Source organism: Nakamurella sp. UYEF19, assembly GCF_040546275.1.
Lineage (GTDB): Bacteria > Actinomycetota > Actinomycetes > Mycobacteriales > Nakamurellaceae > Nakamurella.
This window is the reverse complement of record NZ_JBEPNO010000013.1, coordinates 89,971-106,634: the sequence shown is the minus strand read 5'-3', so window position 1 is coordinate 106,634 and position 16,664 is coordinate 89,971. Positions and strand designations below refer to the sequence as shown.

At 68.9% G+C, this 16,664-nt stretch carries 16 protein-coding genes; 3 read left to right on the top strand and 13 right to left on the bottom strand.

Annotation, left to right across the window (positions count from 1 at the left end; translation table 11 throughout):
- Nucleotides 1-107: 107 nt before the first annotated feature.
- A complete protein-coding gene (locus ABIB25_RS17800) occupies nt 108-620 on the bottom strand; it encodes a flavodoxin domain-containing protein (protein WP_354529819.1) in 513 nt (170 codons plus the stop codon).
- Entirely contained in the window at nt 617-1,630 is a 1,014-nt protein-coding gene (locus tag ABIB25_RS17795; protein ID WP_354529818.1) for a zinc-dependent alcohol dehydrogenase, read from the bottom strand. Before ABIB25_RS17795 ends, ABIB25_RS17800 begins: the two co-directional genes overlap by 4 nt.
- A 271-nt stretch (nt 1,631-1,901) precedes the next feature.
- On the opposite strand from ABIB25_RS17795, the gene ABIB25_RS17790 reads away from it, so the two are divergent.
- Both ABIB25_RS17790 and ABIB25_RS17785 read left to right on the top strand, forming a co-directional pair.
- Nucleotides 1,902-2,918, top strand: a complete 1,017-nt coding sequence (locus ABIB25_RS17790) for an Acg family FMN-binding oxidoreductase (RefSeq protein ID WP_354529817.1) — start codon at nt 1,902-1,904, stop codon at nt 2,916-2,918.
- Nucleotides 2,915-3,535, top strand: a complete 621-nt coding sequence (locus ABIB25_RS17785) for a CBS domain-containing protein (RefSeq protein WP_354529816.1) — start codon at nt 2,915-2,917, stop codon at nt 3,533-3,535. The genes ABIB25_RS17790 and ABIB25_RS17785 overlap by 4 nt, the downstream gene beginning before the upstream one ends.
- Before the next feature lie 7 nt (nt 3,536-3,542).
- Here ABIB25_RS17785 and ABIB25_RS17780 read toward each other — a convergent pair whose 3' ends face one another.
- Nucleotides 3,543-4,145 (bottom strand): TetR/AcrR family transcriptional regulator, encoded by a 603-nt coding sequence (locus tag ABIB25_RS17780; RefSeq protein ID WP_354529815.1) that lies wholly within the window; start codon nt 4,143-4,145, stop codon nt 3,543-3,545.
- Between the two features lie 145 nt (nt 4,146-4,290).
- On the opposite strand from ABIB25_RS17780, the gene ABIB25_RS17775 reads away from it, so the two are divergent.
- Entirely contained in the window at nt 4,291-5,628 is a 1,338-nt protein-coding gene (locus tag ABIB25_RS17775) for an MFS transporter (RefSeq protein ID WP_354529814.1), read from the top strand.
- A gap of 140 nt (nt 5,629-5,768) precedes the next feature.
- Here ABIB25_RS17775 and ABIB25_RS17770 read toward each other — a convergent pair whose 3' ends face one another.
- From ABIB25_RS17770 to ABIB25_RS17725, 10 genes are all read right to left on the bottom strand, one after another.
- Nucleotides 5,769-6,227: a MaoC family dehydratase gene (locus tag ABIB25_RS17770; RefSeq protein ID WP_354529813.1), complete on the bottom strand. Its 459-nt coding sequence runs from the start codon at nt 6,225-6,227 to the stop codon at nt 5,769-5,771.
- Nucleotides 6,224-7,396, bottom strand: coding sequence for an acyl-CoA dehydrogenase family protein (locus ABIB25_RS17765; RefSeq protein ID WP_354529812.1), 1,173 nt, complete (start codon nt 7,394-7,396; stop codon nt 6,224-6,226). The genes ABIB25_RS17770 and ABIB25_RS17765 overlap by 4 nt, the downstream gene beginning before the upstream one ends.
- Before the next feature lie 29 nt (nt 7,397-7,425).
- Nucleotides 7,426-8,181 (bottom strand): 3-oxoacyl-ACP reductase FabG, encoded by a 756-nt coding sequence (gene fabG, locus ABIB25_RS17760; protein ID WP_354529811.1) that lies wholly within the window; start codon nt 8,179-8,181, stop codon nt 7,426-7,428.
- 61 nt (nt 8,182-8,242) lie between these two features.
- Nucleotides 8,243-9,451: an acyl-CoA dehydrogenase family protein gene (locus tag ABIB25_RS17755; protein ID WP_354529810.1), complete on the bottom strand. Its 1,209-nt coding sequence runs from the start codon at nt 9,449-9,451 to the stop codon at nt 8,243-8,245.
- Complete coding sequence (locus tag ABIB25_RS17750) at nt 9,451-10,557, bottom strand: phosphotransferase family protein (protein ID WP_354529809.1); 1,107 nt, start codon at nt 10,555-10,557, stop codon at nt 9,451-9,453. The genes ABIB25_RS17755 and ABIB25_RS17750 overlap by 1 nt, the downstream gene beginning before the upstream one ends.
- Complete coding sequence (locus ABIB25_RS17745; protein WP_354529808.1) at nt 10,554-11,369, bottom strand: SDR family oxidoreductase; 816 nt, start codon at nt 11,367-11,369, stop codon at nt 10,554-10,556. The genes ABIB25_RS17750 and ABIB25_RS17745 overlap by 4 nt, the downstream gene beginning before the upstream one ends.
- Complete coding sequence (locus ABIB25_RS17740; RefSeq protein WP_354529807.1) at nt 11,366-12,355, bottom strand: NADPH:quinone oxidoreductase family protein; 990 nt, start codon at nt 12,353-12,355, stop codon at nt 11,366-11,368. The genes ABIB25_RS17745 and ABIB25_RS17740 overlap by 4 nt, the downstream gene beginning before the upstream one ends.
- A complete protein-coding gene (locus tag ABIB25_RS17735) occupies nt 12,352-13,143 on the bottom strand; it encodes an SDR family oxidoreductase (RefSeq protein WP_354529806.1) in 792 nt (263 codons plus the stop codon). The genes ABIB25_RS17740 and ABIB25_RS17735 overlap by 4 nt, the downstream gene beginning before the upstream one ends.
- Before the next feature lie 99 nt (nt 13,144-13,242).
- The gene (locus ABIB25_RS17730) at nt 13,243-15,369 is read right to left on the bottom strand and encodes a 3-hydroxyacyl-CoA dehydrogenase NAD-binding domain-containing protein (RefSeq protein ID WP_502919840.1); all 2,127 of its coding nucleotides are present in this window, start codon (nt 15,367-15,369) and stop codon (nt 13,243-13,245) included.
- A complete protein-coding gene (locus ABIB25_RS17725) occupies nt 15,366-16,649 on the bottom strand; it encodes a thiolase family protein (protein ID WP_354529871.1) in 1,284 nt (427 codons plus the stop codon). The genes ABIB25_RS17730 and ABIB25_RS17725 overlap by 4 nt, the downstream gene beginning before the upstream one ends.
- Nucleotides 16,650-16,664 lie beyond the last annotated feature (15 nt).

Below are 16,664 nucleotides of genomic sequence, written 5' to 3'. Positions count from 1 at the left end.
GCTACTACAGATTCGGCCAACAGGGCCGGGGCGAACAGGGCACAAGGTCCCGGCACGGTGCGACCACCGTCATTGACCTTCGTGTGCGGAAATGGCCGACAGAATGCTCAGCGCCGGGTGGGGATCGCCAGTTGTGCTGCTATTCCGTCGGCCCAGCGGCGGATCTGCGGGAAGTCCCGGTAGTCGCCGGCTTTCGGGCCGGTGGCCATCTTCCTGGCCATGAAGCCCTGGGCCGTCCCGGGTTCGATGCGTCCACCGAAGGTGGTCGGTGGGGCGGCTCCGGCGGCGGAGGCCAGTCGGTGCACCTTGCCGGGCGTCCCGACACCGCTGCCATCGGCAACCTTCTCGAGAGGTCCGGTCTGGAAGAGCCAGAGAGGCATCTTCCCGCCCGACTTGACCTGACCCTTCAGCAGGTTGATCGCCGCGGGCCGCCAGCGGAAGGAGTACAGGGCGCTGCCGATCACCGCGGCGTCATAGCCGGACAGGTCCTGCAGTTCCTCGGCGTCGTGAACGGTGACGTCGAATTCGGATAGTCGGAGTTCCTCGGCAATCGTCTCGGCGACTTCACGGGTCGAGCCGGATTTGCTCGCATAGGCGACGAGGATCTTCCTCGTGGTCACAGTTGGAACACCACCCTGGCCGCGATGCGGCCGGACACCACGTCGGCGATGGATTCGTTGACCTGGTCGAGTTTCCGGTCGGCGATGATGACCTTCGTCCGTCCGGCGGCATGCAGCGCGAACACATCGGCGAGGTCGTTGCGATTGCCGACGATGGAACCGATGACGGACTTGCCGCCGATCACCGCATCGAAGATCGGAATGGTGAGCACGCCGTCGTCAGCCGGGAGGGCGACGCAGACGAGCCGGCCGCCGCGCCGGAGCGACCGGAAGGCCTGGTCGAACGAGGCCGGTGACGCGGCCAGGGCGATGGCGACGTCGGCCCCACCGAGGGCCTGGATGGCAGCGACCGGATCCGCGGTCCGGGCGTTGACCACGTGGTCGGCGCCGAGTTCGGTGGCCATCGCGAGCTTGTCGTCCTGGATGTCGACCGCGATGACGAAGCCGCCGGCGATCCGCGCATACTGCACGGCCAGATGACCGAGTCCGCCGATCCCGAAGACGGCCACCGTTTCGGCCGGGGCCACCTTCGCCACCTTGACCGCCTTGTAGGTGGTGACGCCGGCACACGTCAGCGGCGCAGCATCCCGGGAGGAGACTCCGTCGGGCACCGGGCAGGCGAAAGCTGCTGCAACCACCACGTAGTCGGCGAAGGTACCGTCGACCGAGTAGCCGGAGTTCTGCTGCTGCTCGCACAGCGTCTCCCACCCGTCGATGCAGTATCGGCAGTGTCCGCAGGCGGATCCGAGCCACGCGATGGCCACCCGGTCGCCGATGGCGGGCGCGATGACTCCGGCGCCCAGTTTCTCGACGCGCCCGATTCCCTCGTGGCCTGGGATGAACGGCGGCGTCGGCTTGGCCGGCCAGTCGCCGTTGGCGGCATGGATGTCGGTGTGGCACAGCCCGCTGAACTCGATCCGGACCAGGACCTGACCGGGTCCCGGTTCCGGGATCGGCAATTCCTGGATCTCGAGGGGGGCGTGGAACTCCTTGACGACAGCGGCTTGCATGGTGGTCTCCTCGATGGGTGGAAGCGTGATGCACAGCGGTTGGGCTGTGGGTCGGGTGCAGCACGAGGGTTGCGCACCCGTTGACCGCGGCGGTAGGGCACAAAGACCCAGCGATCAGATGACGTCCGGAAAGTCCGCCCGGCAGAGGACTTTCGTCCATGGCGGAGCGGCTGCCGCCGGGTGGAAGCTGGATCCCACGGGGCGCTCCGTCCCCGCAGTTCGTGCTCCAGGTTCTCTGAAGTGGAACTCCACGTTTCCCGATATGGAAGGGGTGAGCGTCATCATCACTCCCTTCGGTCTCTCCGCCGAGCAGACCGATCTGGTACTGACGGCCGGCTGCCGGGCGCCGTCCCTGCACAACAGCCAGCCGTGGGCCTTCGTGCTCGCGCCGGATCGGATCGAGCTGCACCTCGATCCGGACCGCGCCCTGACTGCCACGGACCCTGACGGTCGAGAAGCTCGGATCGCCTGCGGTGCCGTTCTCTTCAACCTGAAGCTGGCCCTGGCCCGCTATGGGATCGCCGGTCGCGTCACCCTCGATCCCGACCAGGGTCGCGGGCCGCTGGCGGTCATCGATCACGCCGGTGACGGCATGCTGAGCCCGGAGCGGGCCGAGTTGGAACGTGCGATCACCCACCGGCGGACCAACCGTCAGCCGTTCTTCGACCTGGCCGTTTCGGTGGGCTACCAGCGAACCCTGATCCGGGCCGCCGAGATCGAGCGGACCCACCTGCAGATCATCAGCGATGGAACCCAGCTCTCGCAGTTGCATCGGTGGGCGGCCGCCGCCCATCGTCATCAGCTCGCAGACCCGGCATGGTCCGCGGAGTGGGCGGCCTGGACCGGCCGCAACGATTCCGTGGACGGGGTCCCGATCTGGGCCACCGGCCCGGCCCGGTATTCGCCGGCCTCCTGGAACTTCCGGGACTTCGGCCGACCGCAGAGCGCCCCGGGCAGCCCGGCGCACGAGGACCCGCTGATCGCCGTCCTGTCCACGTACACCGACCAACCGCAGGCTCAGATCCAGGCCGGTCAGGCGATGCAACGTGTGCTGTTGACCGCCACGAACATCGGGCTGGCCGCCTCCTTCGTCTCTCAGCTCATCGAGGTGGAGCCGGTCCGCAGGGACCTTGCAGACCTGATCGGCGGCCACATCCACCCACAGGTGGTCCTTCGCCTGGGGTTCGGTGGTCCGGTCGCCAGCACCCCCCGGCGCTCCGCCCAGGACTGTCTGGTCCCGTCCGTAGCGAACCACGCTCCGGCGATCGTCACCGAAGGAGCGTCATGAAGGCCCGAGAAGTCATGTCCCACCCCGTGATCACCATCCGTGCCGACGCCGGCCTCGGCCTCGCGGCCGACATGCTCACCCGGCACGGGTTCACCGGACTGCCGGTGACCGATGACGACGACCACCTGGTCGGCATCGTCACGGAGGCCGACCTGCTCCGCGAGCGTCTCGACTCCACGTCGAATCCGAATTCGCCTGCTGATGAACACTTCTCGTGGCGTCGGCACCGCAAGGTGGTGGGTGATGTGATGACAACGTCGGTGGAGTCGCTGACGCCGGGTGCGGACACGTCGGAACTCGCCCGGCTGATGCTCGAGGAACGAATCAGATGTGTGCCGATCGTCGACGGCCGTCAGATCCTCGGGATCGTCACGCGGCGGGATCTGCTGCGGGCCGGGGTCATCCGAAGTGATGCGGACATCGCCACCGACATCTCCCGCGAACTGGCTGCCTTCTCCGATGCCGATCGCTGGAGTGTGTCCGTCGAGTCGGGTCGGGCCGAGATCCAGGATCACATCGACAGTGCCAACGACCGCCAGATCGCGGTCCGGTTGGCGATGGCACTCCCCGGCGTGAAGGGCGCCCACGCCCACTACCTGACGTCCGACCCGTTCTGAGTTGTGGTCAGGTCTGGTTGCGGAGCGCGCCGAGCACGGCGGCGCCCAGGTAGTCGGTGATCCGGTGGGTGGTCCAGCCATGGGTACGGGCGAGGTCGATGACGGTGCGCTCGTCGAACAGGGTGATCCAGATCAGCACCGCGGCCGCGGTGTCCTGGGCCGGCGCCTCGCCGGCGGCCACCAGATCGTCGACGGCGACCGACAGGGCACCCACCAGGGCGGTGATGCTCGGGTCGCCGCGGTCGGCCCGCTGCAGAACGCCCTCGGGCGAACGCAGGAACCGGGCCGCCGCTGATTCCCGGGTCGATCGACCCACCCACAACGCGCAGATGTCGTCGTAGCGGCGCCGCGCACCGCTCGCTGCGGGGATGGCGTCGATCGCGGCGGTCAGCGCTTGGATCGACCGCACCTCGACGGCCGCGAGAGCGTCGGCGACGTCGTCGAAGTGCCGGTACGCGGTGGCCGTCCCCACCCCGGCCCGCCGGGCGAGATCGGGAAGCGTGAAGTGCCGGCCGGTCGACTCGAGCAGTTCGGCGGCCGCGTCCAGCAGACGATCCCGGGTCCGCCGGGCGTCGCTGCGCATCGGCGTCTCGGCTCCGGTGGCGGTCACCCGGTCATCATCGCCTGTCGCGCATCACTCTGCCGGTGCAGAGGTGACCTCTCTGACGAGAAGAACTTCTCAGTTACTCTTGCGCAGCCTAACAATCTGCCGCAAGATGAGAAGAACTTATCGACTTGGCAGACAGGGTGGCAGGATGATTGGCGTCGTTGCACGACCCGGATCCGTCCTGACGGCGGCTCCCTCCGCCCTCGTCCAGGCCATTGCCCGCCGGTGGACCCCGACGGCCAGGACGATGGGCGCTCTCGTGGTGGCCGCCTTCTGCCTGGTCATCGCCGGGCCGAACCTGCCGACCGCGCTGCTGCCCGCCTACCGCGAGACCTATCGGATGAGCCCGTTCGGTCTCTCCCTCCTGTTCTCCGCCTACCTGCTGCTCCTCGTGCCGGGTCTGGCGCTGTGCACTCGACCGGCGATCCGGTCAAGGGCCGGCCTGCTGCTGATCGCTGGACTGTCCGCCGCCCTGGTGGCCGATCTGCTGATGGCGACCGGCGGCACGCCGTCGATGCTGGTCGCCGGCCGGGCCCTGTCCGGCATCAGCGTCGCGATCTCGACCGGTGCGGCCGCCGCCCTCATGGTCGGGTTGGTGGGGGAACGCGGCCGTGGCTCCGTCGCAACCGGCAACATCGCCGGGGCGCTGTTCGGCACCGTCGCCGCGGTGGTGCTGGCGCAGGCCGGGATCGGTCCGGTCATCTACCTGGCGCATGCCGGGGTGACGGTCCTCGTGCTGGGTGCCGTGATCGCAGCGCTGGCCGCCCGGGCCGCGAGCCGGTCGGCCGCGAGCCGGGCCGTGGTGTCGACGTCGGGTGCGATCGGGTCCGAGGTGGACGACGCCGGTTTGCTCAACGCGTCCTCCGTTTCGTCGACGCCGCCCGCGGACGCGACGCCGACCGCCGAGCCCGGCCTGATCCGTCGGCACGTGTTGCTGGGCATGGCAGTCGGCGCCCTCGGCTGGACGGTTCCCGGCCTGGTCACCGCGCTGGTCCCGGCCTTGCTGCGCCAGTTCACCGGACCCACCGCCGTCGTCGTCGCCACCAGCCCGGCCATCCTGCTGCTCGCGTCCGCGTGGGTGCTCCAGGTTCTGGCGAAACGGCCGGTCCTGAAGTTCGCCCGGGGCTACGAGCTGACGATCGGCACCGCCATGGCCGGCCTCGGCCTGGCGTTCCTGACGATCGGCGCCCTGTCCGCCTCGCTCCCGTTGGTCTACGTCGGTTGTGCGGTCGCGGCGGGTGGTCCGGCGCTGGGCTACCGCGGCGGCATGGTCCTGCTGACCCGCGGTCTCGACCCGTCCCGTCAGGGTGCGGTGACTTCGCGGTATGCCGCCACCTCCTACGGCGTCTCCGCGGTGGTCGTTGTCGGCTGCGGTGCGATCGGCGCCGTCGGCGGCCTGGTCAGCGCGGTCGCCATCGGCGCCGGGGTCCTCGTCGTCGTCGCCATCGCCCTGCTGGCCACCATCCTGATCACCGAGGCGCGGTAGTGACAGGTCCGGTCACGGCCCGCCGCTTGCCGGATCTGCCGCGGAGGTAACCGTCCAGGCAAGGCTTGCTCCTACCTGGCAGGGCCCGCAGCCCTTGCCAGGACCACCCCGCCCTTGCCAGGACGGCGGCAACGGTCGAGTCAGCCGAAGGAGAAGCGGCCCACCGACTCGGCGACGCAGCAGGGCTTCTTGGCGCCCTCGGCGGTGATGCTGACCGTCAGCACCACCTGGATGATCCCCTCGGCGATGGGCGTCACCTCCGAGATGACGGCAGAGGCGACGACGGAGCTGCCGGTCGGCAGCGGGGACGGGAAGCGGACCTTGTTGAGGCCGTAGTTGACCGCCATCTTGACGCCCTCGAGGCGGTACAGGCCGCCCATCAGGACGGGGAGCAGCGAGAGCGTCAGGAACCCGTGCGCGATCCGGGTGCCGAAAGGTCCTGCCGCGGCACGCTCCTCGTCGAGGTGGATCCACTGGTGATCGTCGGTGGCGTCGGCGAACGCCTGGATCCGACTCTGCTCCACCAGGTAGGGCTCACCGGGCCCGAGGCTCTCGCCGACGGCCCCGAGCAGTTCTTCCGCGCTGGAGAAGGTCCTCATGCCAGGTGCCCACCGATCTTGGTGTAGCCGCGCAGCAGGTCGCGGGACAGGATGAGCCGCTGCATCTCGTCGGTGCCCTCGAAGATGCGGAACAGCCGCACCTGCCGGTACCAGCGCTCGATCGGCAGCTCGCGGGTGTAGCCCATGCCGCCGTGGATCTGCATGACCTTGTCGATGACGTTGTTGACCATGGTGGCGCCGAACAACTTCGCCATCGATGACGAGTGACGCGGATCCGCACCCTGGTCGACGGTCCATGCAGCACGAAGGACCAGCCAGCGGGCGGCCTCGATCTCCGTTTCCGAATCCGCGATCATCCAGGCGATGGCCTGGTTCTCGCCGATCGGCTTGCCGAACGTCACCCTGGTGTTCGCGTGGTCGATGGCCATCTGCAGCGCCCGCTCGGCGATGCCGATCGCGGTGGCCGGGATCAGGTAGCGACCCTTGCCGATCCACTTCATGCCGAGTTCGAAGCCCTGCCCGATCTCGCCCAGGATGTTGCGCGACGGCACCCTGACATTGTCGAAGACCAGCGCGGCCGGTCCGCCCTCGCCCATGGTGATGATCGGTTCCGCCTTCCAGCCCATGTCGCGGTCGACCAGGAAGGCGGTCGTTCCGCCGCCGCGGACGCCCTTCTCCTTGTCGCTGACTGCGACCACGATGGCGAAGTCGGCCTCGTTGCCGCCGGTGATGTAGACCTTCTCGCCGTTGAGCACCCAGTCGTCGCCGTCCTTCACGGCCGACAGCTTGATGTTCGCCGCATCCGAACCGGCACCCGGCTCGGTGATCGCGAAACATGACCGGCGCTCGCCGGAAATGGTTGGCTCCAGGTATTCCTTGCGCTGTTCGGGATTGCAGAAGTAGAGGATGTTGTCCGCCTCGCCGCCGAATCGGAACGGCACGAAGGTGCGCCCGAGTTCGGAGGCGATCAGCGACTGCATGACGGCCGGCAGGCTCATCCCACCGTCCTCCTCCGGGGTGGACAGACCCCAGAAGCCGAAGGCTTTCGCCTTGTGCTGCAACTCGACCACCTCGCTGTGCTCCAGCCCGGGTTGGTGGGCGCGCTCGCGACGCAATACCTCGGCCTCCAACGGCATCACCTCTTTCCGGATGAAGTCGCGGGCGGTGTCGCGAATGGCACGTTCTTCGTCGGACAGCGAGAAATCCATGGTTCTGTTCCTTGTCTGTGAAATCGGTTCTAGCGAACGCCACCGTTGATGTACAGCGTCTGTCCGGAGATGAAGGAGGCCTCTTCGCTGGCCAGGAAGGCGATGGCGTTGGCGACGTCCTCCGGCTTTCCGACGCGGCCGATCGGGGTCTGCTCGCTGGCCATCTTCTGGTACTCCTCGGGCCGGAACCCGACCCGTTCCGCGGTGGCGTCGGTCATCGCGGTGGCGATGTAGCCGGGGGCGACCGCATTGACGTTGATGTTGTAGCGACCCAGTTCCTGGCAGAGGGTGGCGGTGATGCCCTGCACGCCGGCCTTGGCCGCCGCGTAGTTGACCTGGCCGCGGTTGCCGCGGGCCGACTGGCTCGACAGCGAGACGATCTTGCCGTACTTCGCCTTCACCATCGGGACGGCAGCGGCCTGGCAGACCAGGAAGATGCTGGTCAGGTTGGTCGAGATCACCGCATCCCAGCTGTCCCGGCCCATCTTGTAGAGCAGATCGTCGCGGGTGATGCCGGCGTTGTTGACGAGGATGTCGACCGAGCCGAACCGGTCCAGGGCGGTGGCCACCATCGCGTTCACCGACTCGCCGTCCGTGACGTCGCAGCCAATGGCCAACCCGGTGCCACCCGCAGCGGTGATGGCCTCGACCGTGCCAGCGGCGCGCTCCGCCGTCAGATCGCCCACGACGACGGTTGCACCTTGCGAGGCAAGGAGTTTCGCCGTTGCCGCACCGATTCCCTGGGCCGCCCCGGTGACGATGGCAACTCTTCCTTCGAACCTCACCGTAGAACTCCTGACTTTTCTGTCTCGGAAACGTGGTTGTTCTGGCTAACTGCCGTTCAAACTACTGGTACTTCTTGAGCTCCCGGCGGGCGAGCGAACGGCGGTGCACCTCGTCCGGTCCGTCGGCGAGCCTGATGGTCCGTGCGGCGGCCCAGAGCTGGGCCAGCGGGGTGTCCTGGCTGACCCCGGCGGCCCCGTGCGCCTGCATGGCCTTGTCGATGATCCAGCAGGTGGTTTCCGGTGCAGCGATCTTGATCGATTGGATCTCGGTGTGGGCGCCCTGGTTGCCGACGGTGTCCATCAACCACGCCGTCTTGAGCACCAGCAGCCGGAGCTGCTCGACCTTGACCCGTGAGTCGGCGATCCACTCGCCGATGACGCCCTGATCGGCCAGCGGCCGCCCGAACGCGACACGGGAGGTGACGCGCCGGCACATCAGCTCGATGGCCCGCTCGGCCATGCCGATGAGGCGCATGCAGTGGTGGATGCGTCCGGGGCCGAGCCGGGCCTGCGCGATCGCGAAACCTGAACCCTCCTCGCCGATCCGGTTGCTGACCGGCACCCGGGCGTCGACGAAGTCGATCTCCGCGTGCCCGCCGTGGTCGGCGTCGTCGTACCCCATCACGTGCATGCCCCGGCGGATCGTCACGCCGGGGGTGTCGGTGGGTACCAGCACCTGGCTCTGCTGCTGGTGGCGGGCGGCGGTGGGGTCGGTCTTGCCCATCACGATCAGGATCGCGCAGCGTGGATCCATCGCGCCGGAGATGTACCACTTGCGACCGTTGATGACGTAGTCGTCGCCGTCCCGCACGATGCTGGTCTCGATGTTGGTCGCGTCGGAGGAGGCGACGTCCGGCTCGGTCATCGCGAAACCAGAGCGAATAGTGCTCTCCAGCAACGGATCCAGCCATTTCGCCTGCTGTTCCGGAGTGCCGAACTGGGACAGCACCTCCATGTTGCCGGTGTCCGGAGCGGCGCAGTTCAGCGCGGCCGGGGCGAGAGACGGGCTGCGGCCGGTGATCTCGGCCAGCGGCGCGTACTGCAGATTGGTCAGGCCGGCACCTCGGGCACCGGGCAGGAACAGATTCCACAAACCTCGCTCGCGTGCTTTCACCTGTAGATCGGCGACGATGGGCGGTGGGCCCCAGGCGCCCGGTCTGGCCGCCTGCTGCTCCTCGAAGACGGGTTCGGCCGGATGGACGAACTCGTCCATGAAGGCCAGCAGGCGGTGCTGGAAATCCAGCGTGGTGGCGTCGAATCCGAAATCCATCATCTCTCCCGCGGTGTCGTCTGGCTCAGTGTCGTCAGGCCTTTGTCGACCAGTGGTTGGACCATGTCGGCGATGCCGTCGAAGCCGGATCCTCCCAGGGTGGCCCCGTGCTGGAAGCGGAAGAACACGCCCTCCAGCACGACGGCCAGTTTGAAGGCGGCAAATGCCTGGTACCAGTGGAGATCCGAGACGTCCCGTCCCGAGGCGTTGCGGTAGCGGTCGACGATCTCGGCCGCCGACGGATGGCCGGGAACCGAGCCGATGGTGCTGGAGGCGTCGTTCGGTCCCTCACCGGTGAGCATCGGCTGATCGGCGTAGAGCAGCAGCAGCGCCAGGTCGCTCAGCGGGTCGCCAAGGGTCGACATCTCCCAGTCCAGGACGGCGGTGATGCGCTCGGCGCCGGCGGGGCCGTCGATCAGCACGTTGTCCAGTCTGTAGTCGCCGTGCACCAACCCGCCGGTGCCCGTCTCCGGGATGTTCCCGGACAGCAGCTCGGCGAGCTCGTCGATGCCGGGCAGGTCGCGGCTGCGCAATCCCTCGAGCTGACGCCGCCAGGTGCGCAACTGCCGGGTGTTGAACCCGGCCACCTTGCCGAGGTCTCCCAGCCCGACAGTCTCCGGATCGACGGCGTGAAGCGTCACCAGGGTGTCGACCAGGTCGAACGTCAGGCGCCGCAACGTGTCCGGGCCGAGCGCCGCGATGGCCGAGCGTCGGCGGTACGCGATGCCGGGGCTCAACTCCATCAGGTAGAAGGGTGCGCCGATCACCGCCGGGTCCTGGCAGAGCAGCTCGGTGCGGGGGACCGGGACCTCGGTGGAGCCGAGCGCGGAGATGACGCGGTACTCCCGCCCCATGTCGTGCGCCGAGGCCTGGACGTGGGCCAGGGGGGGACGGCGCAGCACCAGCTCGGTGGTGCCGTCGGTGACGGCGTAGGTGAGGTTCGAGCGCCCTCCGGCGAGCAGCCGCGAGGACAGCGGTCCCGTCATCAGGCCCGGTCGGTGGTAGGCCAGGTAGCCGGCCACTTTCGACAGGTCGAGGCCTCCTTGGCCGGGACCGGCGTCTTTTGTTGCCACCGCTGCGGCGGTGTCCTTCACGGGCTCTGTCACAGGAGACCGGCCCCTTCGACGGACTGCTGCACCCGGTTCATCCCGGCCAACCAGCGATCCGGGTCGGTGGCCCGCCGGACGGCGAAGTCCGCCACCTCCGGGTGGGGCAGGATCAGGAACCTCTCGCCCTCCAACGCCAGGGCCACCGCGTCGGCGACCTGCTCGGGCTGCAGCGCGGTCTCGCCCAGCACGGCCTCGCCGAGTCCGCCGGTCGAGTCGAACAGGGGAGTGCGAACACCCTGCGGGCAGAGGCTCTGCACCACGATGCCGCGGTGGGAGTAGGTGGCGCGCAACCACTCCGAGAACGCCAGGGCCGCATGTTTGGTCACCGAGTACGGAGCCGACCCGAGCATCGTGAGGATGCCCGCTGCGGAGACAGTGGTGATCAGTCGCCCCCGGCCGCGGGACAGCCAGCCGGGCAGCAGGACGTGGGCGGCGTGCACGTGCGACATCACGTTGACCTGCCAGGCCAGCTCCCAGCCGCCGGGCGTCGCAGTCTGTTCGGTGCCGCCCACCGCTACGCCGGCGTTGGCGCAGAACAGGTCCACCTCGCCGAAGGCGGTGGTGGCTGCCTCGACCAGAGCGGAAACCTCGTCCAGGCGGGCGATGTCGGCGGGATGGGCCAGTCCGCCGATCTCGTCGGCGACCGCCTTGGCCGCGTCGGCGTCCAGGTCGTTGACCACCACGCGGGCACCGTCGGCGGCGAACCGGCGGGCCATGGCCGCCCCGATGCCCGACCCGGCCCCCGTGACCACCACGCAGGCGCCGGTGAGCACCAGGCGCCCGTCGCCGTGCTCGCCCGGGGGAGTCATGGCGCCATCACGACGATGCGGCCCGTCGAACGGCCGGCCGCCAGCGCCGCAAGACCGGCCGGTGCCTGCTCGAACGGGAGCACGGCGGAGACCTCCGGCGAGATGCGGCCTGCAGCAACCAGTTCTGACAGTGCCTGCGTTGCCTGGACGATCACCTGCGGCTTGCGCTGGTGGTAGAGCCCCCAGTAGACGCCGAGGATTCCGTAGTTCTTGACGAGCGTGTGGTTGACGCCGACCTTCGGGATGGTGCCGCTGGCGAACCCGACGACCAGGATCCGGCCCTCGAAGGCGATCACCTTCGTCGAGGCGGTGAAGGAGTCACCGCCGACCGGGTCGTAGACCACATCGGCGCCGCCGCGGCCGCAAGCGGACTTGAGCGCGGCGATCAGACCGTCGGCGTCGTAGGCGGATCGGTCGATGACCTCGTCGGCGCCGCACCGCACCGCGACCTCGATCTTGTCGGGGCTGCCGACCACGCCGATTACTCTGGCGCCCGCAGCCTTGCCCAGCTGGACCGCGGCCGAGCCGACACCACCGGCCGCCGCATGCACGAGCAGGGTCTCGCCCGGCTGCAGGTGGGCGCGCTGATGCAGTGCGACCCAACCGGTCTGGTAGGCGATGGTGAAGGCCGCCGCATGCGCGTCGTCGAGTTCTGCGGGGGCCGGGCTGACGGCCGTGTCCTTGACGAGGGCGTACTCGGCGAGGGCCCCGTGCGGCATGGAGGCGATCCCCATCACCCGGCTGCCGGTCGGGGCGTCGGCGGTGCCGGGTCCGTCGACCACGCCGCACAGTTCGACGCCGGGGGTGAACGGCAGAGCGGGCCTGTCCTGGTACTGGCCGCGCACCATCAGCGCATCAGGGAAGTTCAGGGCCACCGCGCCGACCCGCAGGCGGATCTCGCCGGCTCCGGGCTCCGGGATGTCGACCTCCCCGAGCGTCATCACTTCTTCGGCCTCGCCGAGCTGCGGTACCTGCCAGGCCTTCATCCGACCCCTCCGGTCTGGGTGACCCCACCGTCCAGCACGAACGTCTGCCCGGTGATCCAGGATGCCTCGTCGGAGGCGAGAAACGCCACCGCACCGGCGATGTCACCCGGCTCGCCGAGACGCCCCAGGGGGTACTGCGCTGCCACCTCCGCCTCGCGGCCCACGTAGAGGGCCTCGGCGAACTTGGTCTTGACCACGGCCGGGGCCACTCCGTTGACGCGGATCTTCGGTCCCAGTTCGACGGCCAGCGCGGCCGTCAGGTGGATGACGGCGGCCTTGCTGACCCCGTAGAACGAGATCCCGGGGGCCGGCCTGATCCCGGCGACCGAGGCGATGTTGATGATGGCCCCACCGCGGGTCTCCATCCCGGCGGCGTAGGTGCGCTGGATCCAGGACAGCGTGCCGAGCACGTTGACGTCCAGGATCTTCCGGCCCGCGGCGAGCGGCAGATCGATCAGCCGGCCGTAGGCCGGGTTGATCCCCGCGTTGTTGACGAGGATGTCGACCGGTCCGAACCGTTCGGCGACGCCGGCCAGCGTGGCGTCCTGGTGCTCGGGATCATCGGCCTTGCCGGTGAAGGCCATCGCGACCTCGCTGCCACCCAGCTGCTCGATCGCCTCGGCGAGCGCATCGGCGTTGCGGGCGGTGATCGCGACCTTGGCGCCGTCGGCGATCAGCCGCTCCGCGATCGACAGTCCGATTCCGCGGCTGGCGCCGGTGACGACGGCAACGCGACCGGCCAGTCTGGGCGTGCCCGAAGCGCTCGAGGGTGGTTCGTCCTGTGGCATCTGTCGCGACTCCTTTGTCGTCCGGCCCGTCATGCATCCCAGGCCGAGTTCATCACACTGCTAACTGAAGTGTGTAGCCGGGCCGCCCCGGCGCGCCGTTCAGGGCAGGGTGGAGACGCCCGGCGGGTTGAACCGCCGCCCGGTGACCTTCTCCGACACGCCCTCGCGATCGAGGTACGGGGTGATGCCACCGAGCCAGAACGGCCAGCCGGCGCCGGTCAGCAGCGCGAGATCGATGTCGGCGGCCGCGGCGACGACCTTCTCGTCGAGCATCAGCCTGGCCTCCTGTGCCAGAGCGGCGAGAGCGCGCTCCCGGACCTGCTCGCCGGTGGACGGGTTGGTGCCCTGCTGCCAGAGTGCGGCGATCTCGGGATCCAGGCCCTGCTCACCGGTGTCGGTCCAGGAAACGAGCGTCCGGTGTCCGGCCTCGACGATGCGCCGGAGGTTCTCGCTCACCTCGAAACGATCGGGGAACGTACCGTGCAGCGTCTCGGTGACGTGCAGTGCGACGGCCGGGCCGACCAGCTGCAGCAGCATGATCGGGGTCATCGGCAGACCGAGGGGGGCGAGCGCCCCGTCCGCGACGGCCGGATCCGTCCCCTCGTCGATCGCGGCGATGATCTCGCCCATGAACCGGGTCAGCAACCGGTTCACCACGAAGGCCGGTGCGTCGGCGGTGAAGATCGGGCCCTTCTTCAAGGTCTTCGCCACCGACAGTGCGGTCGCGGCGATTTCGTCGGACGTGCTCGCCGTCCGAACGATTTCCAGCAACGGCATCACCGAGATCGGGTTGAAGAAGTGGAACCCGACGACCCGCTGCGGGTGCTGCAGATCGGCGGACATGTCGGTGATCGACAGCGACGAGGTGTTCGTGGCCAGTACGGCGTCCGGAGAGACCACCTTCTCCAGGGCGGCGAAGACGTCCCTCTTGGCGCCCAGTTCCTCGAAGACCGCCTCGATCACGAAGTCGGCGTCGGAGAACGCCTGGTAATCAAGGGATCCGGTGACCAGGGCGGTCAGCCGATTGGCCTCGTCCGGCGTCATCTTGCGCTGTGCCGCGCGTTCGGCAATTTTTCTGTGCACCCCGGCGAGGCCCTTGTCCAGCCGGGCCTGGTCGACGTCGGTGAGGACCACCGGGACGTGCAGTCGCTGCGCGAACAGCATCGCGATCTGGCCGGCCATCAGGCCGGCCCCGATGACGCCGACCTTGGTCACCTTGCGCGCCAGCGCGAGATCCGGTGCGCCGGCGGGCTTCAGGGCCCGCTTCTGGGTGAGGTTGAACGAGTACAGTCCGGCACGGAACTGCTGGGAGACGATCAGGTCGGCCAGGCCCTGCGCCTCGGCGGCCAGTCCGGTCGCCAGGTCGGCGGTCCGCGAGAGTGCGATGAGTTCCAGGGCCCGGTACGGCGCGGGGGAGGCACCGTGCGTTCGCATGTCGGCGATCAATTTCCCGCGCTCGAGGGCGGAGGTCCACTGGTCGTCGAACTCCGCCGCAGCGAAATCCCTGCGGGGCACCGAGACTCGGCCGTCCAGGACGCCGGACATCCAGGCGAAGGACTGCTCGAGGTAGTCGGCGGCCTCCAGGACCACGTCCACCACCCCCAGGCCGAGAGCCTCCTTCGGGCGCATCATGTGGTTCTGGTTGAGCGCGTTCTCGATGATGACGGTGACCGCGTTCTCCGGGCCGACGATCTTCGGCAGCAGCTGGGTGCCACCCCAGCCGGGGAGGATGCCGAGGAACACCTCGGGCAGGGCCATCATTGCGGCGTTCGCGGCGAGGGTCCGGTAGTGACAGGCGAGCGAGAGCTCCACGCCGCCGCCCAGTGCCGCTCCGTTCACGAACGCGAAGGTCGGAATCGTCGAGTCACGAAGTCGCTTGAAGGTGGAATGACCGAGAACACCGGTCGCCAGGGCAGTCTCGCGGTCCACGACGGTGGCCGTCTGGGAGAGGTCGGCACCGACGGCGAAGACGAATGGCTTGCCGGTGACGGCGATCGCGGTCGGGTTCGCCGCGAAGGCAGCGTCGAGAGCGGTGTTCAGCTCGGCCATCCCGAGCGGCCCGAAGGTCGACGGCCGGGTGTGGTCCAGCCCGTTGTCCAAGGTGATCAGCGCGACCTGGCCGACCACGTCCGGGACGTCGACCAGACGCAGATGTGCGTGGGTGACGACCTCGGCCGGTGGGGCGGTCGACGGCTTCTTCGGATTGGTCATGGTGGCGTTGCTCATCTGCTGTCCCCGTCCGAACTGCCGTTGCCATTGGTGCTTTCGGTACTGCCTGTGTTGCCGTCGAAGTGCGGGTTCTCCCAGACGACGGTGCCGCCCATGCCGAGTCCGACGCACATGGTGGTCAGGCCGTAGCGGACATCGGGACGCTGCGCGAACTCCCGGGCCAGCTGGGTCATCAGGCGAACGCCGGAGGAGGCCAGCGGGTGCCCCATCGCGATGGCGCCGCCGTAGGGATTGATCCTGGGGTCGTCGTCGGCCAGCCCGAAGTGGTCGGTGAACGCCAGCACCTGCACGGCGAAGGCCTCGTTGATCTCGATGATGCCGATGTCGTCGATCGTGAGACCTGCTTTGCGGAGGGCTTTCTCGGTCGCGGGGATGGGGCCGTCGCCCATCGTCTCGGCCGGGACCCCTGCGTAGGCGAATGACACCATCCGCATGCGGACCGGAAGACCGAGTTCCTCTGCCACCTCGGCGGCCACCAGCAGCGCGCCGGTGGCTCCGTCGGTCAGGCCGGAGGCATTGCCCGCGCTGACCCGGCCGTGCGGACGGAACGGAGTACGCAGGTTCTCCAGCGCCGTCATGGTGGTGCCGGGTCTGGCCAGTTCGTCGGTGGTCGCCAGTCCCCAGCCCTGCTCCGCCGACCTGACGGCCACGGGCACGAGGTCGGGGGTGATGTTGCCGGCGGCCAGGGCTGCGGCGTACTTGTCCTGGCTCGAGATGGCGTAGGCGTCGGCGCGCTTCTTCGTCAGGTGCGGGTACTTGTCGTGGAGGTTCTCGGCGGTGTTACCCATGTTCAGGGCGGACGGATCGACCAGCCGGTCGGCGACGAATCGGGGGTTGGGGTCGGCTCCGGCGCCCATCGGGTGGTGGCCCATGTGCTCGACACCACCGGCGATGACCACGTCGTAGCCGCCGGCGACGATGCCGGACGCGACGGTCGTCACGGCCGTCATGGCCCCGGCACACATCCGGTCGATGGCGAAACCGGGGACCGAGCGGGGCAGACCGGCCAGCATGGCGGCGGTGCGACCGATGGTCAGGCCCTGGTCGCCGGTCTGGGTGGCCGCGGCGACGGCCACCTCGTCGACCCGCTCGGGCGGTAGCTCGGGATGCCGTCGCAGCAGCTCGCGGATCACCTTGACGATCATGTCGTCGGCCCGGGTCTGTGCGTACTGACCCTTCTCGCCGGCCTTGCCGAAGGGGGTGCGGACACCCTCGACGAACACGACATCGCGAAGGGTCCGTTGCCGGGGTGCGGGGGGCCGGTCGGCCGTCGTCATGGCCGTCGGGGATCC